Source organism: Variovorax sp. PvP013, from assembly GCF_050435945.1.
Taxonomy (GTDB): domain Bacteria; phylum Pseudomonadota; class Gammaproteobacteria; order Burkholderiales; family Burkholderiaceae_C; genus Variovorax.
On record NZ_JBNDLF010000001.1, the window covers coordinates 1,623,466 to 1,641,026 of the forward strand.

The window sequence follows — 17,561 nt, forward strand, 5'->3', positions numbered from 1 at the left end:
CCGGGGCGCCGCGCCTCAATGCAGTGCGCGGTAGATCTCCTCGGCCAGTTCCGACGCGATGCCCTCGACGGAGGCGATGTCCTCCACGCTGGCGGCCGCCACGCCACGGATGCCGCCGAAGCGCTGCAGCAGGCGCGCCCGACGCTTCGGGCCGATGCCGGGGATGTCCTCGAGCTGGCTGCCGCCCACGCGCACCTTGGCGCGCTTGGCGCGCATGCCGGTGATGGCGAAGCGGTGCGCCTCGTCGCGGATCTGCGCGACGAGCATCAGCGCCGCCGAATCGCGCCCGAGGTAGACCTTCTCGCGCCCGTCGGCGAAGACCAGCTCCTCCAGGCCGACCTTGCGGCCCTCGCCCTTCTCGACGCCGACGATCAGCGACAGCGGCAGGCCGAGTTCGGCGAACACCTCGCGCGCCATCGAGACCTGGCCCTTGCCGCCGTCGACCAGCACCAGGTCGGGCATGCGCGCCGCGCGGGTGGCGGGGGGCGCGTCGCTGCCCGCGCCGGCCGCGTCGCCCGCCGGCGGGGCGTCGCTCTCGGCGGTCATCGCCTCGGCCAGCTTGGCGTAACGGCGGCGCAGCACCTGGCGCATGGCGGCGTAGTCGTCGCCCGGCGTGATGCCCTCGATGTTGTAGCGGCGGTAGTCGCGGTTCTGCATCGCGTGGTGCTCGAACACCACGCACGAGGCCTGCGTCGCCTCGCCAGCGGTGTGCGAGATGTCGAAGCACTCGACGCGGAAGTTGTCGAGGTCGTCCGGCGCGAGTTCGAGCGCGTCGACCAGCGCGCGCGTGCGCGACTGCTGCGAGCCCTCCTCGGCCAGCAGCCGCGCGAGCTGCAGGCCGGCGTTCTTCTGCGCCATCTCCAGCCACAGGCGGCGCTGCTCGCGCGGCTGGAACACCGCCGTGACGCGGGTGCCGGACTGCTGCACCACCGCCTCGATCAGCTCGCGGCCGACCGGCTCGCTCAGCACCAGGATGCCGGGCACCGGCACGTCGATGTAGTGCTGGGCGATGAAGGCCTCCAGCACCCGGGTCTCGACCGAGGCCGGCGCCGCCGCGCCTTCGGCCTCGAGCTCGTCGTGGTCCATCTGCGCGGCGTCCTCGACGTGCACCGGGAAGTAGGCGCGGTCGCCCAGGTGCCGGCCGCCGCGCACCATCGCCAGATTGACGCAGGCGCGGCCGCCCTGCACCTGCACGGCCAGCACGTCGACGTCCTTGTCGGAGGCGATCTCGATGGACTGCTGGTGCAGCACGCGCGACAGCGCCGTCATCTGGTTGCGCAGCTCGGCGGCCTGCTCGAACTCCAGGCGCTCGGCGTGCGTCGTCATGCGCGACTCCAGCTGGCCCAGCACGGCCTGCGTGTCGCCCAGCAGGAAGGCCTCGGCGTTGGCGACGTCCTGCGCGTAGGCCTCGGGCGTGACGTGGCCGACGCACGGCGCGGTGCAGCGCTTGATCTGGTAGAGCAGGCAGGGCCGCGTGCGGTTGGCGTAGACGGTGTCCTCGCAGGTGCGCAGCTTGAAGACCTTCTGCAGCAGCTGGATCGACTCCTTCACCGCCCAGGCGCTCGGGTAGGGACCGAAGTAGCGATGGCGGCGGTCGGTGGCGCCGCGGTAGTAGGCCAGGCGCGGGAAGGCGTGCGAGGCGATCTTCAGGTAGGGGTAGCTCTTGTCGTCGCGAAACAGGATGTTGTAGCGCGGCTTGAGGCTCTTGATGAGGTTGTTCTCCAGCAGCAGCGCCTCGGCCTCGGAGCGCACCACGGTGGTCTCCATGCGCGCGATCTTGCCGATCATGTGGCCGATGCGCGTGCCGCCGTGGTTCTTCTGGAAGTAGTTGGCCACGCGCCGCTTGAGGTTGCGCGCCTTGCCCACGTAGAGCACGGCGCCGGCGGCGTCGAAATAGCGGTAGACGCCCGGGAGCTGCGGCAGGGCCGCGACTTCGCTGAGCAATTGATCGGAGTGCACGTCGGACATGCAGGTATTGTGGCGTCCGGGCCGGGTCGCCGCCTGCGGCTGGCGCGGTTCCTGCACGCACCGCTCCGGGCATTCGCCTGCCCGGCCTCCCTGCCGTTCTCCAACTTCGCATCGCTTCCGATGCACGGACATCCGCCCATGAAAAACCATCCGACGACCTGGCGCGAGCCCGCCGCCCTCGCCCTGACCGTGTCGCTGTCGCTGGCCCTTGCGGGCTGCGGCGGCAGCTCCGACGACGCCCCCGTCGCGCCGGTCGCTGACAACGGCTGCCTGACCACCACCGGCAGCACGCCCGTGGTGGTCGGCTCCGGGCTCGCCGGCGACCCGGCCGCGCCGGAGCCGGCCTCGGGCTACGTGGTCGGCCACAAGCTCGTGACCGCGAAGAGCTACATGGTCGTCGCCAACCACCCGCTGGCCACCAAGGCGGGCTGCGACATCCTGAAGGCCGGCGGCAGCGCGGTCGACGCGGCCGTCGCCGTGCAGGCCGTGCTGGGCCTGGTCGAGCCGCAGTCGAGCAGCCTGGCCGGCGGCGCCTTCATGCTGCACTACGACGCGCGGACGAAGAAGGTGCAGGCCTACGACGGCCGCGAGACCGCGCCGGCCGCCGCCACGGCCAACTACCTGCGCTACATCGACGACGCCGGCAACCTGAACCCGCCCGTGCCCAGCGCGCGCGCGAGCGGCCGCTCCATCGGCACGCCCGGCGTGATGCGGATGCTCGAGCTGGCCCACGGCGACCATGGCGCCCTGCCCTGGAACGCCCTGTTCGGCCAGGGCACCGATCTGGCGGCCAACGGCTTCCGGATCGGCGGCCGTCTGGCCGCGGCCATCGCCTCGTCGGCCTCCAACCTCAAGAACGACGCCGAAGCCGCCGCCTACTTCCTCGACGCCGCCGGCAATCCCAAGCCGCTGGGCACCACGCTGACCAACCCGGCCTATGCCGAGGTGCTGCGCGCGCTCGCGAGCCAGGGCGCCGACGCGCTCTACACCGGCCCGATCGCCGCCGACATCGTCGCCAAGATCCAGATCACGACCGGCGCCAACGGCTCGGCCATCACGCCCGGCAAGACCACGCTGGCCGACCTGCGGGCCTACAAGGCGGTGCGCCGCGAGCCGGTCTGCACCACCTACCGCGCCTATTACGTCTGCAGCATGTCGCCGCCGTCGTCCGGCGGCATCGGCGTGCTGTCGTCGCTGGGCATCCTGGAGAACTTCGACATGGCGCGCAACGCGCCCACGGCCATCGACCTCGAAGGCGGCAAGCCGACCGTGCAGGGCGTCCATCTGGTGGCCGAGGCCGAGCGCCTGGCCTATGCCGACCGCGACAAGTACGTGGCCGACACCGACTACGTGCCGCTGCCCGGCGGCAGCGCCGACACGCTGCTCAACAAGGCCTACATGCGCACGCGCGCCAGCCTCGTCAGCACGACCCGCAGCATGGGCGTGGCGCAGGCGGGCAACCTGGGCGCCGTACCGCAGGGCATCGACACCACGGTCGAGCGCGGCACCACGCACCTGAGCATCGTCGACCGCGACGGCAACGTCGTGACCATGACGACGACGGTCGAGTCCACGCTCGGGTCCTACCACATGAGCCGCGGCATCATGCTCAACAACCAGCTGACCGACTTCAGCGCCTCGCCCGTCGACAGCGCCGGCCTGCCGGTGGCCAACCGCGTCGCGCCGGGCAAGCGCCCGCGCAGCACGATGGCGCCGACGATGGTCTTCAACGGCAGCGGCCCCGGCGACTTCCTGATGGCCACCGGCTCGCCCGGCGGCGGCACCATCATCCAGTACGTCGTGAAGACGGTGGTCGGCGCGCTCGACTGGGGTCTGGACGCCCAGCAGGCCACCTCGCTGGTCGACTTCGGCGCCGCCAACAGCGCGACGACCAACGTCGGCGGCGAGCATCCGAACGTCAACGCGACGAACAACGGCAACGACGATCCGCTGGTCACCGGTCTGCGCGCCCTGGGTCACACGGTGTCCGTCGCCGCGCAGTCCAGCGGCATCAGCACGATCATCCGCCGGCAGGTCGGCGGCACCACCGTGCTGACCGGCGGCGCCGATCCGCGTCGCGAAGGCATCGTGCTGGGCGACACGTCCACGCCCTGACGCGCGCGCCCGGCCACGCCGGCGTCACCGCAGGCCCCCGCCGTCGATCGAGACCGCGGGGGCCTTCTTCCATCGGCGGCAGCCAGAATCGAACCATGCACACGCACAAGCACATGCACTGGGACCTGTTCTGCACGGTCGTCGACAACTACGGCGACGCCGGCGTCTGCTGGCGCCTGGCCTGCGGACTGGCCCGGGCCGGCGCGGCCGTCCGGCTCTGGATCGACGATCCGGCGCTGGTCGCCTGGATGGCGCCCGGGGGCGAGCCGGGCGTCGAGGTGATCGACGCCTCGGACCCGGCCGCCGTGCGCCCGGCCGTGGCGGCGAGCGCGCCGGACGTGCTGGTCGAGGCCTTCGGCTGCGATCCGGCGCCGGAACGGGTCGCGCGCTTCGCGGCGGACATCGCGGCCTCGGGGCGCGCGCGGCCGTGGATCAACCTCGAATACCTCTCGGCCGAGCCCTACGTCGAACGGCTGCACACCCTGCCCTCGCCGGTCTTCCGGGGACCGGGCGCCGGGCTGACGAAGCACTTCTTCTATCCCGGCTTCACGCCCGCGACCGGCGGCCTGCTGCGCGAGCCCGACCTGGCCGCGCGGCGCGGTGCCTTCGACCGCGCCGCCTGGCTGGCCGCGCAGGGCATCGCGTGGCGGGGCGAGTCGGTGGTGACGCTGTTCTGCTACGAGCCCCGCGCGCTGCCGGCCTTGCTGGCGGCGTGGGCCGGCGGCACGGAACCGATCCGGTTGCTGGTGACCGCCGGACGCGCCGCGCGGGCGGTGCGCGCCGCGCTGCCCGCGCTGGGCGTCGGCACGTCACCGGTGCGCGGGGGGCTGGAGGTCGGCGCGCAGGCGACGACCGATCCGGGTCCGGCGCCGACGGCGGACATGGCCACGGAGGTCGTCGCGGGCCGGCTCGCCGTCACCTTCCTCCCCCTGCTGACCCAGGCCGCCTTCGACGAACTGCTGTGGGCCGGCGACTTCAACTTCGTGCGCGGCGAGGATTCGCTGGTGCGCGCGATCTGGGCCGGCGCGCCGTTCGCCTGGCAGATCTATCCGCAGGACGACGACGCCCATCACGTCAAGCTCGAGGCGCTGCTCGACGCCGTCGCCGCGCCGGCCGCGCTGCGCCGCTTCCACGCGGCGTGGAACGGGGTCGAGGACGCGTCCGTCGTCTGGCCCGACGCGGCGACGCGGGGCGAATGGGCGGCCGCGGCACGGGCCGCGCGGCTGCGCCTGGCCGCGCAGGACGACCTCGTCACGCAACTCCTGAGGTTCACCGCGACGGCCCGCGACGCGTGATCCACGGCGGGGCTCGCGAGCTCTCGCCGGCCGGGCGCGGAGCGCCGCCGCCGGGCGCGCACGCCGACCGGCAGGGGCCGGTCGGCGCGAAACCCGCTAAAATCCCGGGTTCCCCAACATGTGCCGCCCGCTGTTCGGCCCGGATGCCTTCCGGGTGCCGCGATGGCCCCCGGCCTGCCGCGCCTCGCGGCCAACCAGCCAGACAACCTATGAAAATCGCTCAAGAAATCCGTGCCGGCAACGTCATCATGCACGGCAAGGACCCGATGGTCGTGCTCAAGACCGAGTACAGCCGCGGCGGCCGCAACTCCGCCACCGTGCGCATGAAGATGAAGAGCCTGGTGGCCAACTTCAACACCGAAGTGGTCTTCAAGGCCGACGACAAGATCGACCAGATCGTGCTGGAGAAGAAGGAGTGCACCTATTCCTACTTCGCCGACCCGCTCTACGTCTGCATGGACACCGAGTACAACCAGTACGAGGTCGAGGCCGAGAACATGGGCGACGCCCTGAACTACCTGGAAGACGGCATGGCCGTCGAGGTGGTGTTCTACGAAGGCAAGGCCATCTCGGTCGAACTGCCCACCAGCGTCGAGCGCGAGATCACCTGGACCGAACCCGCCGTCAAGGGCGACACCTCCGGCAAGGTGCTCAAGCCGGCCAAGATCGCGACCGGCTTCGAAGTGCCCGTGCCGCTGTTCGTGGCGCAGGGCGACAAGATCGAAATCGACACCCGCACGGGCGAATACCGCAAGCGCGTCTGAACTTCTGCGTACCATCCACAAGGCTCCCTCGGGAGCCTTTTTTCATGGCCTTCCCGCAGGCCCAGCACCCGCCCCGACCGGCGGCGACACGGAGCACCGCATGAGCGACAAGACGCACGACCTTCACGACAAACGCCTCGCCGACGCCTGGGCCACGCTCCAGGCCCATTCCAACGAAGGACTGCCGCTGGACAACGATCCCGCGCGCCTGGCCTTCGCCGACCCCGAATTCCTGCTGCGCCGCGAGACGCGCGGCATCCGCATGCAGCTCGAGCTGATGAAGCCCGACCTGCAGATGCGCGAGCACGGCATCCAGAACACGGTGGTGGTCTTCGGCAGCGCGCGCTTCCGCAGCCAGGAAGAGTCGGATGCGCTGATCGCCCAGGCCGACGCCGCGGGCGACGCCAAGGCCGCCGCGCGCTGGCGCAAGCTCGCGCACAACGCGCACTACTACGAGGAGGCACGCGCCTTCGGCAAGATCGTCGCCCGGTACAGCGCCGACAAGGAAGCCGCCGACAAGCTCTTCATCTGCACCGGCGGCGGCCCCGGCATCATGCAGGCGGCCAACCGCGGCTCCCACGAGGGCGGCGGCCTGAACATCGGCCTGGCGATCGCGCTGCCGATGGAGGAGGAGCCCAACCCCTACGTCACGCCGGCGCTGAGCTTCAAGTTCCACTACTTCGCCATCCGCAAGATGCATTTCATGATGCGGGCCAAGGCGCTGGTGGCCTTTCCCGGCGGCTTCGGCACGCTCGACGAGCTGTTCGAGGTCGTCACGCTGGTGCAGACGCGCAAGGCCAAGCCGGTGCCGATCGTGCTGTTCGGCTCGGACTACTGGAAGCGCCTGATCGACTTCGACTTCCTGGCCGAGGAAGGCGTGATCTCGCCCGAGGACGTGAAGCTGTTCGAGTACGTCGACGCGCCGGCCGATGCCTGGGACGCGATCAAGCGCTTCTACAAGCTCTGAGTCCGGGAGTCCGCCTCGGGGGTCGCCGATGGCGGCGGCACCCGTAATCCGCCGACCGCGCGCGTGCCCAGCGCCACCACGCCGCCCACGACCCAGAACACCCCGGCCACGCCGATGAGTGCGCCGGCCGCGCCGAAGAGCATCGGCATGGCCACGCTCGACGCGTTGAGCGTGAGCACGCGCAGCCCCAGCGCCTCGCCGTGGCGCGCGTGGGGCGTGATCTGGTGCAGCATGCTCATCACCATCGGCTGCACGGCGCCCAGCGCGATGCCCAGCACCACCGAGCACACCCCCATGCCGAGCGCCGACCCCGTCAGCGGATAGACCGCGAACACCACCGCCGTCACCACGTTGGACGCCGTGATCACCTGCCGCTCGCTCAGTCGCGAGGCCACCAGCGGCAGCACCACGCGGATGCCGGCCGCGGCGATGGCGAAGGCGCCCAGCAGCGCGCCGATGACCGAGGCGCTCAGGCCGCGCTCGTGGCCGAGGATCGGCAGCACGAAGGTGTGCACGTCCCAGGCGGCCGACTGCAGCCAGTTGACGAACAGCAGGCGGCGGAACATCGGTTGGCCCAGCAGGTCGAGCGCGCGCGGCTTGGGCGAGCCCGGCGGCGGGCGCGGGCTCGGACGCTCGCGCGTACCGCGCGCGAGCAGCCAGCAGGCCAGCGGCAGCAGCGCCAGCACGCCGAAGGCGATGCGGAAACCCGGCAGGTCCGCCGGCGCGCGGCCCGCGTGGTCGATCAGCAGGCCGGCGGCGAACGGCCCGACGAAGTTGGCCGCCGCCGGCGAGATCGCCAGCCAGCTGAAGACTTGGCGCAGCTGCGTCGGGTTCTGCGCCACCCGCCCGACGTGGCGCTGCAACGCGATCACGGCGATGCCGGTGGCCCCGCCGGTCAGCAGCGCCGCCAGGCACAGCACCGGAAAGACCGGCAACGCCGCCGCCAGCGCGGCGCCCAGCACGGCCGACGTCACCGCGATGGCCAGCGGCCGCCGCAGCCCGTGGCGGTCGGCATAGCGGCCGGCCGGCAGCGCCAGGAACACCTGCGTCAGCGCGAACAGCGCCAGCAGCACGCCCACCGCCGCCGCGCTGTGGCCCTGCTGCAGCGCCAGCAACGGCGCGGCCAGGCGCGTGCCGGTCATGGCGGCGTGCAGGCAGACCTGCGCGGCGATCAGCCGGAGCAGCTCGGGCGTCACGGCGCGCGCGCGCCCTCGCGCTCGTCGGCATCGGCGTCGCCCTCGCCCACTGGCAGCAGGGCCTGCGACTGCAGCTCGGGCAGCGCCTCGACGCCCTTGAGCACGCGGCGCATCTGGCGCGCGCGCATGTCGGCCTTGTCCAGCGTGTCCGAGGCCTTGGCGACCTGCTCCTTGATGCGCGCCACCCAGTCGCCGAAGCGCTCGAACTCGGTCTTGACCGCGCCCAGCGTCTTCCAGACCTCCGAGGCCTGCTGCTCCAGCGCCAATGTGCGGAAGCCCATGTGCAGGCTGTTGAGCATGGCCAGCAGCGTGGTCGGGCCGGCCAACGTCACGCGGTGCTGGCGCTGCACGGCGTCCATCAGGCCGGGGCGGCGCAGCACCTCGGCGTAGAGGCTCTCCACCGGCAGGAACAGGATCGCGAAGTCGGTGGTGTGCGGCGCGCAGAGGTAGTTGTCGGCGATGGACCTGGCCTCGGCGCGGATGCGCGCCTCCAGCGCCTTGCCGGCCAGCTCGACCGCCACCGCGTCGGCGCGCTCGTGGGCCTCGATCAGGCGTTCGTAGTCGTCGCGCGGGAACTTGGCGTCGATGGGCAGCCACACCGGCGCGCCGTCGGCGCTGCGGCCGGGGAAGCGCACCGCGAAGTCGACGCGCTGGCCGCTGCGCGGGCGTGTCTCGACCTGGCGCGCGTACTGCTCGGTCGTGAGCACCTGCTCGAGCAGGGCTTCCAGCTGCACCTCGCCGAAGATGCCGCGCGTCTTCACGTTGGTCAGCACGCGCTGCAGGCTGCCCACGCCGACGGCCAGGCTCTGCATCTCGCCCAGGCCCTTGTGGACCTGGTCGAGGCGGTCGGCCACCTGCCGGAAGCTCTCGCCGATGCGCGCCTCCAGCGTGCTCTGGAGCTTCTCGTCGACGGTGCGGCGCATCTCGTCGAGCTTGGCGGAATTGGTCTGCTGCAGCTGCGCGAGCTGGGTCTCCATGGTCGAGCGCACCTCCGCCAGACGCCGCGCGTTCGACTCCGACAGGCCCTGGAGCTGCGTGTGCAGCGTGTCGGCCAGCGACTTCTGCATCAGCGCGAGCTGCTGCGCGAAGGCGTCGATCTGCGCGTTCTGCGTGCGGGTGGATTCGGCGCCCTGCTGCACCAGCGCGGCCTGGAAGCTCGCGAGGTGGTGGCCGAGTTCCTGCCGCGTGCCGCGCGCCGACTCGGCGATCTCGTGGCGCAGCGAGCGCTCGGTGCGCTCGCTGGAGGCAGCCAGCGCGTCGACCACCTGGTCGGACAGCGCGTCGTCCGGCGGCACGGGCTTGGGCGGCCGGCGCAGGAACAGCGCGACCAGCACGCCCAGGTTCAGGAGCGCGAGGCCGGCGAGCAGCCAGAGGCCGATGCCGGACCCGGCGGCGGCGGTGGCGGCGGTGGACGCCTCCACGTCAGCGTGCCGCGCCCGTGCCCGCGGGCGCCGGGGTCGGCTGCACGGGCGTGAGCGCGCCCCGACCTTCGAGGAAGGAGATCAGGTTGTCGGCCGCCAGATCGGCCATCGCGCGGCGCGTGGGGATCGAGGCGCTGGCGATGTGCGGCGTCAGCACGACGTTGGGCACCGTGAGCAAGGCCGGATGCACCGAGGGCTCGCCCTCGAACACGTCCAGCCCGGCGGCCGAGATGGTGCGCGCGCGCAGGGCCTCGGCCAATGCCGCGTCGTCGACGATGCCGCCGCGCGCGAGGTTGACCAGCGTCGCGGTCGGCTTCATGCGCGCCAGCTCGGCCGCGCCGATGGCGTGGTGCGACGAGGCCGAGTACGGCAGCACCAGCACCAGGTGGTCGGCCTGGGCCAGCAGTTCGTCCTTGTCCACGTAGCGCGCGCCCAGTTCGGCCTCGACCTCCGCCGGCAGGCGCGAACGGTTGTGATAGATCACCTTCATGCCGAAGCCGAGCGCGCCGCGCCGCGCGATGCCCTGCCCGATGCGGCCCATGCCCAGGATGCCGAGCGTCGCGCCGTGGATGTCGGAGCCGGCGAACATGTCGTAGCTCCACTTCTTCCACTCGCCCCGGCGCAGGAAATGCTCGCTCTCGGTGAGGCGGCGCGCGGTCGCCATCAGCAGGGCGAAGCCGAAGTCGGCGGTGGTCTCGGTCAGCACGTCGGGCGTATTGGTGGCGGTGACGCCGTGGCGCGCCATGGCGTCGACGTCGAAGTTGTTGTAGCCCACGGCCATGTTGGCGCAGATCCTCAGGTCCGGGCAGGCCGCGAGCAGCGGCTCGTCGATCTTCACGCTGCCGGTGGTGAAGGCGCCCTGGCAGCCCTGCAGCCGGGCGATCAGGTCGTCGCGCGACCAGTCGGCGTCGTCGGGGTTGGACTCGACGTCGAAGTGCCGTTCGAGCCTGGCGACGACCTCGGGGAACACGGCGCGCGTGACGAGGATGCGGGGGCGTTGGGGGGTGGCTGCGTTGGACATGGCTGTGGGTGGAGGGTCAGGTTGACGAAGGAGCCGGCCGACCGGCTCAGCGGATGAAAAGGAAGGTGACGAGGACGAACAGCGGGATCAGGCAGACGCCCGACCACGCCATGAAGCCGAAGAAGCCCGGCATGCGCACGCCCCGGCTCTCGGCGATGGCCTTGACCATGAGGTTGGGCGCGTTGCCGATGTAGGTGTTGGCGCCCATGAACACGGCGCCGGCGGAGATCGCGGCCAGCGTGGCGGCGTGCGTGGTCATGAGCGTGGCCGCGTCGCCGCCGGCGGTGTTGAAGAAGACCAGGTAGGTCGGCGCGTTGTCGAGGAACGAACTCAGCAGGCCCGTGGCCCAGAAGTACATCGCCGGATCGGGCTGGCCGTCGGCGCGCGTGACGGCCGACACCACGGCGCCGAACGGTCCGGCCGCGCCGGCCTTGAGCATGGCGATGACCGGCACGATGGTCAGGAAGATGCCGGCGAACAGCGTCGCCACCTCGGCCATCGGTGCCCAGCCGAACCGGTTGGCCGCATGCACGCGGCGCGGCGTCAGCACCAGCGACAGCACCGTCAGCGCGACCAGGCCCAGGTCGCGCAGCAGGCCCGGCAGGCCGACCGGCGTGCCCATGACGTCGAATGCGACCGGCGACTTCCAGGTGCCGCTCATCAGCACCAGACCGATCACGCCGGCCAGCAGCCAGAGGTTGTGCGCGCCGTCGATGCCGATCGGCCACCGGCCGGCGGCGACGGCCGGCGCCACCGTGTCGGGCGTCGGGTCGACCGGTCGCACGCCATCGATCGCGAAGAGGCGCCGATCGACGACCCAGAACAGCGCCAGCAGCGCGCCCACGAGGCATAGGGTCGCCGGCAGCAGATGGCGCGCGGTCCAGAAGAAGTCGACGCCTTTGAGGAAACCCAGGAACAGCGGCGGGTCGCCCAAGGGCGTGAGCGCGCCGCCGACGTTGGAGACGATGAAGATGAAGAACACCACCACGTGGGCCTGGCGGACGCGGTCGTCGTTGGCGCGGATCAGCGGGCGGATCAGCAGCATCGAGGCGCCGGTGGTGCCCATCACGCTCGCCAGCACCGCGCCGAGGGCCAGGATCGCCACGTTGAGCCCCGGCGAACCGCGCAGGTTGCCGCTCACGTGGATGCCGCCGGCCACCGTGAACAGCGCCGTGAGCAGGACGATGAAGGGGACGTACTCGGCGACGGCCGCGTGGACGAGCTGCCCGATCGCCATCGGCGCGCCGAAGACGACCGTGAACGGCACCATGAAGGCCAGCGCCCAGGCCAGCGCGACCTTGCCGTCGTGGCGGTGCCAGAAGGCCGGCGCGAACAGCGGCACCAGCGCGATCGACAGCAGCAGCCCGGCGAAGGGCACGCCCCACAGCGGCGACAGCGCGCCGCCGTCGAGCACCGCCGCGTGTCCTCCTGCCATCAGGCCGGCTGCTCGATCTGGAAGACCTGGCGCAGGTAGCCGAGGTAGCGCTCGTCGTCGCACATGTTCTTCGAGGGCGTGTCCGAGAGCTTGGCCACCGGCTGGCCGTTGCAGCGCAGCATCTTGATGACGATCTGCAGCGGCTCGCAGCCGAGGTCGTTGGTGAGGTTGGTGCCGATGCCGAACGCCAGCTGGCAGCGGCCGCGGAACTGGTGATAGAGCTCGATGGTGCGCGGCACTGTCAGGCCGTCGCTGAAGATCAGGGTCTTGGTGCGCGGGTCGACACGGTTGGCGACGTAGTGCGCCAGCATGCGCTCGCCCCACTGGAACGGATCGCCGCTGTCGTGCCGCGCGCCGTCGAAGAGCTTGCAGAAGTAGAGGTCGAAGTCGCGCAGGAAGGCGGTCATGCCGTAGACGTCCGACAGCGCGATGCCGAGGTCGCCCCGGTATTCGCGCGCCCACGACTCGAAACCGAAGATCTGGCTGTCGCGCAGGCGCGGGCCGAGCGCCTGGCAGGCCTGCAGGTACTCGTGCGCCATGGTGCCCAGCGGGATGAGGCCGAGCTTCATCGCGAACAGCACGTTGCTCGTGCCCGCGAGCTGCGCCGCGCGGCCGGTCGCCGGCGTGGGCACCGGGATCTGCACCGGCACCGAGGTCGGCGGCGGCGCCGGCGCCGCGACCACGCCCAGGCGCGCGGTGAGCGTCTGCAGCACCTCCTCGTGCCAGCCCTTGGCGAAGCGGCGGCGCGTGCCGTAGTCGGCGATCTTCAGGTCCGACAGCCCGGCCGCCTGGAGCTGGCCGATCTTGGTCTCCAGCCGGCGCCGGCCCTCGGCGAAATCGGGATTCGGCTGCGTGTTGCGGAAGTAGACCTCGTTGACGATCGCCAGCACCGGGATCTCGAACAGGATCGTGTGCAGCCACGGCCCTTCGATGCCGATCTCCAGTTCGCCCGATGGCTGCGGAACGATGCGGATGTACTTCTCGTTGAGCCGGAACAGGCCGAGGAAATCGACGAAGTCGCTCTTGATGAAGCGCATCGAACTCAGGTAGGCGAGTTCGGTGTCCGTGAACTGCAGCGAACAGAGATGGCGCACCTCGGCACGGATCTCGTCGGCGAAGCGCGCGAGGTCGACCCCGGGATTGCGGCACTTGAAGCGGTACTCGACGCGTGCGCCGGGGAAGTGGTGCAGCACGACCTGCATCATCGTGAACTTGTAGAGGTCGGTGTCGAGCAGGCTCTGGATGATCATGGTGCGGTGCGCAGGCTGGGGAGGAATCGCGGACGTCTCGTCGTCCTTGCATTAGGCCGCGAAAAAGAGGCGGTCTCGGCCCTCCGCGCGGCGTGCGCCCGATTATCACGACCCCCGTCGGCTTGTGCCTACGGTCGGCTCGACGGAAGTCCTACCACGTTCCGAATATCGGTGCTTCTACATTCCCATTACGCCATTGAAGAGGACGTCGGTGGTTTCCAAAGACCCCGTCGTTCCCCGCAAGACGTTTTGTTCGGCATGAACGCATAAGGAGAAGCGCAATGAACAAGGACACCCTCGAAGGGAACTGGAAGCAGTTGAAGGGCAAGGTCAAGGAGCAATGGGGCAAGCTGACCGACGACGACTTCGACGTCATCGCCGGCAAGCGCGACCAGCTGCTCGGCCGCATCCAGGAGCGCCATGGCATCAGCCGCGACGAAGCCGAGACGCAGGTGGCCGACTGGGAAAGCCGCGACGGCCGCACGCCGGCCGCCCTGTGGATGGAAAAGATCTGAGGACCGCGTCCGCCGCCGTCGCGGTGGATCCGGGCAATTCGACGATTCGACAAACGAAAAATTACAGAAGCACCAAGGAAATCATCATGAAGAAACAACTCCTCGCCCTCGCCATCGTGTCCTCCTTCTTCGTCGCCGGTGGTGCCAACGCACTGACCAAGGACGAGTACAAGGTCGCCAAGGAAAAGATCGAAGCCGATTACAAGGTCGCCAAGGCCCAGTGCGACACGATGAAGGACAACGCCAAGGACGTCTGCCAGAAGGAGGCATCGGGCACCGAGAAGGTCGCCAAGGCCGATCTGGAGAACCAGTACAAGCCGAGCGCCTCGCACGCCCGCAAGGTCGCCGAAGAGAAGGTCAGCATGGCCTACGAGGTCGCCAAGGAGAAGTGCGACGACCAGTCGGGTGCCGCCAAGGACGCCTGCGTGAAGCAGGCCAAGGCCGACGAAGCCAAGGGAAAGGCCGACGTCAAGAAGATGAAGATGTAAGACCGGTCATTCCGGCATCGCAGCGAAACGGCGCCCTCGGGCGCCGTTTTTCATGGCCAGACGAGCCGCTGCAGCAACGTCGCCAGGTCGCCCGCGATCGGGACCGGCCGCTGAGTGGCGCGATCGACGTAGACATGCACGAAATGGCCCTGGGCGCAGGCCCGGTCGTCGTCCTCCGGGAACACCGCCAATTCGTAGCGCACGCTGGACGTACCGATGCGGCCCACGCGGATGCCGATGTCCACGATCTGGGGATAGGACACCGGTGCGATGTAGTTGCAATGCGTCTCGACCACGAATCCCACCGTCGAACCATGCTGGATGTCGAGCACGCCCTCCTCGATCAGGAGGGAATTGATCGCCGTGTCGAACCACGTGTAATAGACGACGTTGTTGACGTGACCATACAGATCGTTGTCGGCCCAGCGCGTCGGAATGCGCTTGAACGAGCGGAATTCGGTGCGCTGGCTGGCGGGGATGCGGGAGGTGGTCATGTGGGGAAATTCTGCCATTCGCTTGTGGAACCCTTCGAAGTGCCACGTTTTAGTAAGCCCTTTCTAAAAGCATTGGATGTAGGCCGAAACGCTTGCCGCAGTCCTGCATCGGCCTATACTTCCGTCCATGCTGCAGCGCAACATAACGATGTAGAAGCAGCGCAAGCCGATCCACTCAATCAACTTCTGGAGTTCCACCATGGCACTGACCGCTGACCAAATCCTCGCCGCACAAAAAGCCAACCTCGAAACGCTGTTCGGCCTGACCACCAAGGCCTTCGAAGGCGTCGAGAAGCTCGTCGAGCTGAACGTCACCGCGTCCAAGGCTGCCCTGAGCGAAGCTGCGAGCACCACGCAAGCCATGCTCAGCGTCAAGGACGCCCAGGAACTGCTGACGCTGCAAGCCAGCCTGTTCCAGCCCCTGGCCGAGAAGACCGCTGCCTACAGCCGTCACCTGTACGACATCGCCCAGGGCACGGGCGCCGAGTTCGGCAAGGCCTTCGAATCGAAGGCCGCCGAAGCCCAGCAGAACTTCGCCGGCCTGGTCGACAGCGCCGCCAAGAACGCTCCCGCCGGTTCGGAGACCGCCGTCGCCGTGATGAAGAGCGCCGTGGCCGCCGCCAACAACGCGTTCGAATCGGTGCAGAAGGCCGTCAAGCAGGCGTCCGACGTCGCCGAAGCCAACTTCCAGGCCGTCCAGAACACGGCCGTCAACGCCGCCAAGACGACCACGCAGACCGCTTCGCGCAAGCGCTGAACGACGGTGGCGGGTCCGTCCCGCCGCTGATCGCGAGCCGCACGTCCTTCGGGACGCGCCACGGGCCCCGACTTCGGTCGGGGCCTTCGTCGTTCTGGATCCGGCTTTTCCGGCGGCCTCATGGGATGCGCTTCGATAATCGCCCTTCGAACCACCTATCAGGAGACAGACAGATGCAGATCGACGGCAAGGTATTTCTCGTCACCGGCGGCGCCTCGGGCCTCGGCGAAGGCACGGCGCGCATGTTGGCCGCGAACGGCGCGACGGTGGTGATCGCCGACATGCAGGCCGACAAGGGCGAGGCCGTGGCGCGCGAGATCGGCGGCGTCTTCGTGAAGTGCGACGTGACCCAGGAAGCCGACGGCCAGGCCGCCGTGGCGGCGGCGCAGCAGCGCGGCAAGCTGGTCGGTCTCGTCAACTGCGCCGGCGTCGCGCCGGCCGAGAAGGTCGTCGGCAAGAACGGGCCGCACGCCCTCGCCTCCTTCGCCCGGACCGTGACGATCAACCTGATCGGCAGCTTCAACATGATCCGCCTGGCCGCCGACGCGATGGCGAAGAACGAGCCCGAGTCGACCGGCGAGCGCGGCGTGCTGATCTCCACCGCCTCGGTGGCGGCCTACGACGGCCAGATCGGCCAGGCGGCGTACAGCGCCTCCAAGGGCGGCATCGTGGGCATGACCCTGCCCATCGCGCGCGACCTGGCGCGCAGCGGCATCCGCAACATGACGATCGCGCCGGGCATCTTCGGCACGCCGATGCTCTTCGGCATGCCCCAGGAGGTGCAGGACGCGCTGGCCGCGGGCGTGCCCTTCCCGTCGCGCCTGGGCACGCCCGAGGACTACGCCAAGCTGGCCCGCCACATCATCGAGAACGAGATGCTCAACGGCGAGGTGATCCGCCTCGACGGCGCGATCCGCCTGGCGCCGCGCTGAGGCGCGGAGCACCGCCCGGGACCGCCAGGCCCGGGCTCAGACTGGCGCCGTGCCCCGTCGGGCGGCGGCGAGCTGCTGGCGGTCCATGCGTTCGTACTGGGCGATGACCTGGGCGCCGAAGAGCACCAGCGTGGCGGCGATCTCCAGGCTCAGCAGCACGACGATCGCGGTCGTGAGCGAGCCGTAGACCACGTTGACCTGCGAGAGCGTCGAGAAGTACCACACCAGCACCCGGCGCGTGACCTCCCACAGCAGCGTGGCGGTGATGCCGCCGACCAGTGCGTGGCGCAGCGACAGGCGCCCCACCGGCATCACCATGTAGAGCGAGGTCAGCAGGAAGATCTCGCCGCCCAGGCCCAGCAGGTAGAGCAACAGGCCCGACACGCCCGACATCGACCAGCTGTAGCCCAGCAGTTCCACGCGCTCCTGGCCGATGATCTGCAGCGCGCCCGACACCAGCGTCACCAGCAGCAGGCCGACGCACAGGCTCAGGATGTAGAGGTAGGGCATCACCGCCGAGATCAGGAAGTGCCTCGACCGGTCGGCCTTGCGGTGTTTGAAGATCACCGACATCGCGCTCTCCAGCACCGTGAAGGCCAGCGAGCTGAAGAAGATCATCGTCACCAGCAGCACCGGGCCGAGCACGTCGCGATGCGCGAGGAAGTTCGACAGCTCGGCGATGATGGCGCGCGACTGGCCCGGCAGCAGCCACTCGAGGTAGCGCCCGATGGTGACCAGCAGCTCGCGCTGCTCGATGAAATGGGACAGCGCGATCACGCTGACGATGAGCAGCGGCACCATCGACAGCAGCGCGTAGTAGGCGACCGCGCCGGCCAGCAGCAGCCCTTGGTTGGCGCGGAAGCCCTTGAGCGCTTCCCACAGGAATCGCAGCGGATGGCGCAACAGCGGATCGTCGAGGCGGAGGAATCTGCGGATCATGCGG

At 69.9% G+C, this 17,561-nt stretch carries 16 protein-coding genes; 8 read left to right on the forward strand and 8 right to left on the reverse strand.

Annotation, left to right across the window (positions count from 1 at the left end; all coding sequences use genetic code 11):
- Positions 1 to 15: 15 nt before the first annotated feature.
- Positions 16 to 1,968: an excinuclease ABC subunit UvrC gene (gene uvrC / locus ABID77_RS07680; RefSeq protein WP_429593120.1), complete on the reverse strand. Its 1,953-nt coding sequence runs from the start codon at positions 1,966 to 1,968 to the stop codon at positions 16 to 18.
- A 138-nt stretch (positions 1,969 to 2,106) separates the two neighbouring features.
- Here uvrC and ABID77_RS07685 point away from each other — a divergent pair, with 138 nt between their 5' ends.
- From ABID77_RS07685 to ABID77_RS07700, 4 genes are all read left to right on the forward strand, one after another.
- Positions 2,107 to 4,083: a gamma-glutamyltransferase family protein gene (locus ABID77_RS07685; protein WP_429593123.1), complete on the forward strand. Its 1,977-nt coding sequence runs from the start codon at positions 2,107 to 2,109 to the stop codon at positions 4,081 to 4,083.
- Positions 4,084 to 4,178: 95 nt separating this feature from the next.
- Complete coding sequence (earP, locus tag ABID77_RS07690) at positions 4,179 to 5,378, forward strand: elongation factor P maturation arginine rhamnosyltransferase EarP (protein WP_429593126.1); 1,200 nt, start codon at positions 4,179 to 4,181, stop codon at positions 5,376 to 5,378.
- A gap of 209 nt (positions 5,379 to 5,587) precedes the next feature.
- Complete coding sequence (efp, locus tag ABID77_RS07695; RefSeq protein ID WP_429593129.1) at positions 5,588 to 6,142, forward strand: elongation factor P; 555 nt, start codon at positions 5,588 to 5,590, stop codon at positions 6,140 to 6,142.
- Positions 6,143 to 6,242: 100 nt separating this feature from the next.
- Complete coding sequence (locus tag ABID77_RS07700; protein ID WP_429593132.1) at positions 6,243 to 7,109, forward strand: TIGR00730 family Rossman fold protein; 867 nt, start codon at positions 6,243 to 6,245, stop codon at positions 7,107 to 7,109.
- On the opposite strand, the gene ABID77_RS07705 is transcribed toward ABID77_RS07700, so the two are convergent.
- From ABID77_RS07705 to pncB, 5 genes are read right to left on the reverse strand one after another with little or no spacing between them, the layout of a single operon-like run.
- On the reverse strand, positions 7,097 to 8,251 hold the full coding sequence (locus ABID77_RS07705; protein WP_429593362.1) for an MFS transporter: 1,155 nt from the start codon (positions 8,249 to 8,251) through the stop codon (positions 7,097 to 7,099). The two genes, ABID77_RS07700 and ABID77_RS07705, sit on opposite strands and share 13 nt — an antisense overlap.
- A gap of 50 nt (positions 8,252 to 8,301) precedes the next feature.
- Entirely contained in the window at positions 8,302 to 9,684 is a 1,383-nt protein-coding gene (locus ABID77_RS07710) for a DNA recombination protein RmuC (protein ID WP_429593365.1), read from the reverse strand.
- Positions 9,685 to 9,727: 43 nt separating this feature from the next.
- Positions 9,728 to 10,747, reverse strand: a complete 1,020-nt coding sequence (locus ABID77_RS07715) for a 2-hydroxyacid dehydrogenase (RefSeq protein WP_429593135.1) — start codon at positions 10,745 to 10,747, stop codon at positions 9,728 to 9,730.
- Positions 10,748 to 10,793: 46 nt separating this feature from the next.
- Positions 10,794 to 12,182, reverse strand: a complete 1,389-nt coding sequence (locus tag ABID77_RS07720) for a sodium:proton antiporter (RefSeq protein WP_429593138.1) — start codon at positions 12,180 to 12,182, stop codon at positions 10,794 to 10,796.
- Positions 12,182 to 13,432 (reverse strand): nicotinate phosphoribosyltransferase, encoded by a 1,251-nt coding sequence (pncB, locus tag ABID77_RS07725; protein ID WP_429593141.1) that lies wholly within the window; start codon positions 13,430 to 13,432, stop codon positions 12,182 to 12,184. Before pncB ends, ABID77_RS07720 begins: the two co-directional genes overlap by 1 nt.
- Positions 13,433 to 13,713: 281 nt before the next feature.
- On the opposite strand from pncB, the gene ABID77_RS07730 reads away from it, so the two are divergent.
- Both ABID77_RS07730 and ABID77_RS07735 read left to right on the forward strand, forming a co-directional pair.
- Positions 13,714 to 13,947: a CsbD family protein gene (locus tag ABID77_RS07730; protein WP_429593143.1), complete on the forward strand. Its 234-nt coding sequence runs from the start codon at positions 13,714 to 13,716 to the stop codon at positions 13,945 to 13,947.
- Positions 13,948 to 14,033: 86 nt separating this feature from the next.
- Entirely contained in the window at positions 14,034 to 14,435 is a 402-nt protein-coding gene (locus ABID77_RS07735; protein WP_429593146.1) for a hypothetical protein, read from the forward strand.
- Between the two features lie 50 nt (positions 14,436 to 14,485).
- Here the strand turns inward: ABID77_RS07735 and ABID77_RS07740 are convergent, their stop codons facing one another.
- A complete protein-coding gene (locus tag ABID77_RS07740; protein WP_429593148.1) occupies positions 14,486 to 14,929 on the reverse strand; it encodes an acyl-CoA thioesterase in 444 nt (147 codons plus the stop codon).
- Positions 14,930 to 15,128: 199 nt separating this feature from the next.
- Here ABID77_RS07740 and ABID77_RS07745 point away from each other — a divergent pair, with 199 nt between their 5' ends.
- Both ABID77_RS07745 and ABID77_RS07750 read left to right on the forward strand, forming a co-directional pair.
- A complete protein-coding gene (locus ABID77_RS07745) occupies positions 15,129 to 15,686 on the forward strand; it encodes a phasin family protein (RefSeq protein WP_429593151.1) in 558 nt (185 codons plus the stop codon).
- Between the two features lie 173 nt (positions 15,687 to 15,859).
- Positions 15,860 to 16,618 (forward strand): 3-hydroxyacyl-CoA dehydrogenase, encoded by a 759-nt coding sequence (locus ABID77_RS07750; RefSeq protein ID WP_429593154.1) that lies wholly within the window; start codon positions 15,860 to 15,862, stop codon positions 16,616 to 16,618.
- Positions 16,619 to 16,654: 36 nt separating this feature from the next.
- Here the strand turns inward: ABID77_RS07750 and ABID77_RS07755 are convergent, their stop codons facing one another.
- Positions 16,655 to 17,557 (reverse strand): YihY/virulence factor BrkB family protein, encoded by a 903-nt coding sequence (locus ABID77_RS07755; RefSeq protein ID WP_429593156.1) that lies wholly within the window; start codon positions 17,555 to 17,557, stop codon positions 16,655 to 16,657.
- Positions 17,558 to 17,561 lie beyond the last annotated feature (4 nt).

Bases quoted from the DNA above. Each gene is read 5' to 3' on its own strand.
- ABID77_RS07740 (WP_429593148.1), bottom strand. From the start codon at position 14,929: ATGACCACCTCCCGCATCCCCGCCAGCCAGCGCACCGAATTCCGCTCG.
- pncB (WP_429593141.1), bottom strand. From the start codon at position 13,432: ATGATCATCCAGAGCCTGCTCGACACCGACCTCTACAAGTTCACGATG.
- ABID77_RS07755 (WP_429593156.1), bottom strand. From the start codon at position 17,557: ATGATCCGCAGATTCCTCCGCCTCGACGATCCGCTGTTGCGCCATCCG.
- ABID77_RS07750 (WP_429593154.1), top strand. From the start codon at position 15,860: ATGCAGATCGACGGCAAGGTATTTCTCGTCACCGGCGGCGCCTCGGGC.
- uvrC (WP_429593120.1), bottom strand. From the start codon at position 1,968: ATGTCCGACGTGCACTCCGATCAATTGCTCAGCGAAGTCGCGGCCCTG.
- earP (WP_429593126.1), top strand. From the start codon at position 4,179: ATGCACACGCACAAGCACATGCACTGGGACCTGTTCTGCACGGTCGTC.
- ABID77_RS07685 (WP_429593123.1), top strand. From the start codon at position 2,107: ATGAAAAACCATCCGACGACCTGGCGCGAGCCCGCCGCCCTCGCCCTG.
- ABID77_RS07730 (WP_429593143.1), top strand. From the start codon at position 13,714: ATGAACAAGGACACCCTCGAAGGGAACTGGAAGCAGTTGAAGGGCAAG.
- ABID77_RS07720 (WP_429593138.1), bottom strand. From the start codon at position 12,182: ATGGCAGGAGGACACGCGGCGGTGCTCGACGGCGGCGCGCTGTCGCCG.
- ABID77_RS07745 (WP_429593151.1), top strand. From the start codon at position 15,129: ATGGCACTGACCGCTGACCAAATCCTCGCCGCACAAAAAGCCAACCTC.
- ABID77_RS07715 (WP_429593135.1), bottom strand. From the start codon at position 10,747: ATGTCCAACGCAGCCACCCCCCAACGCCCCCGCATCCTCGTCACGCGC.
- efp (WP_429593129.1), top strand. From the start codon at position 5,588: ATGAAAATCGCTCAAGAAATCCGTGCCGGCAACGTCATCATGCACGGC.
- ABID77_RS07735 (WP_429593146.1), top strand. From the start codon at position 14,034: ATGAAGAAACAACTCCTCGCCCTCGCCATCGTGTCCTCCTTCTTCGTC.
- ABID77_RS07705 (WP_429593362.1), bottom strand. From the start codon at position 8,251: ATGACCGGCACGCGCCTGGCCGCGCCGTTGCTGGCGCTGCAGCAGGGC.
- ABID77_RS07700 (WP_429593132.1), top strand. From the start codon at position 6,243: ATGAGCGACAAGACGCACGACCTTCACGACAAACGCCTCGCCGACGCC.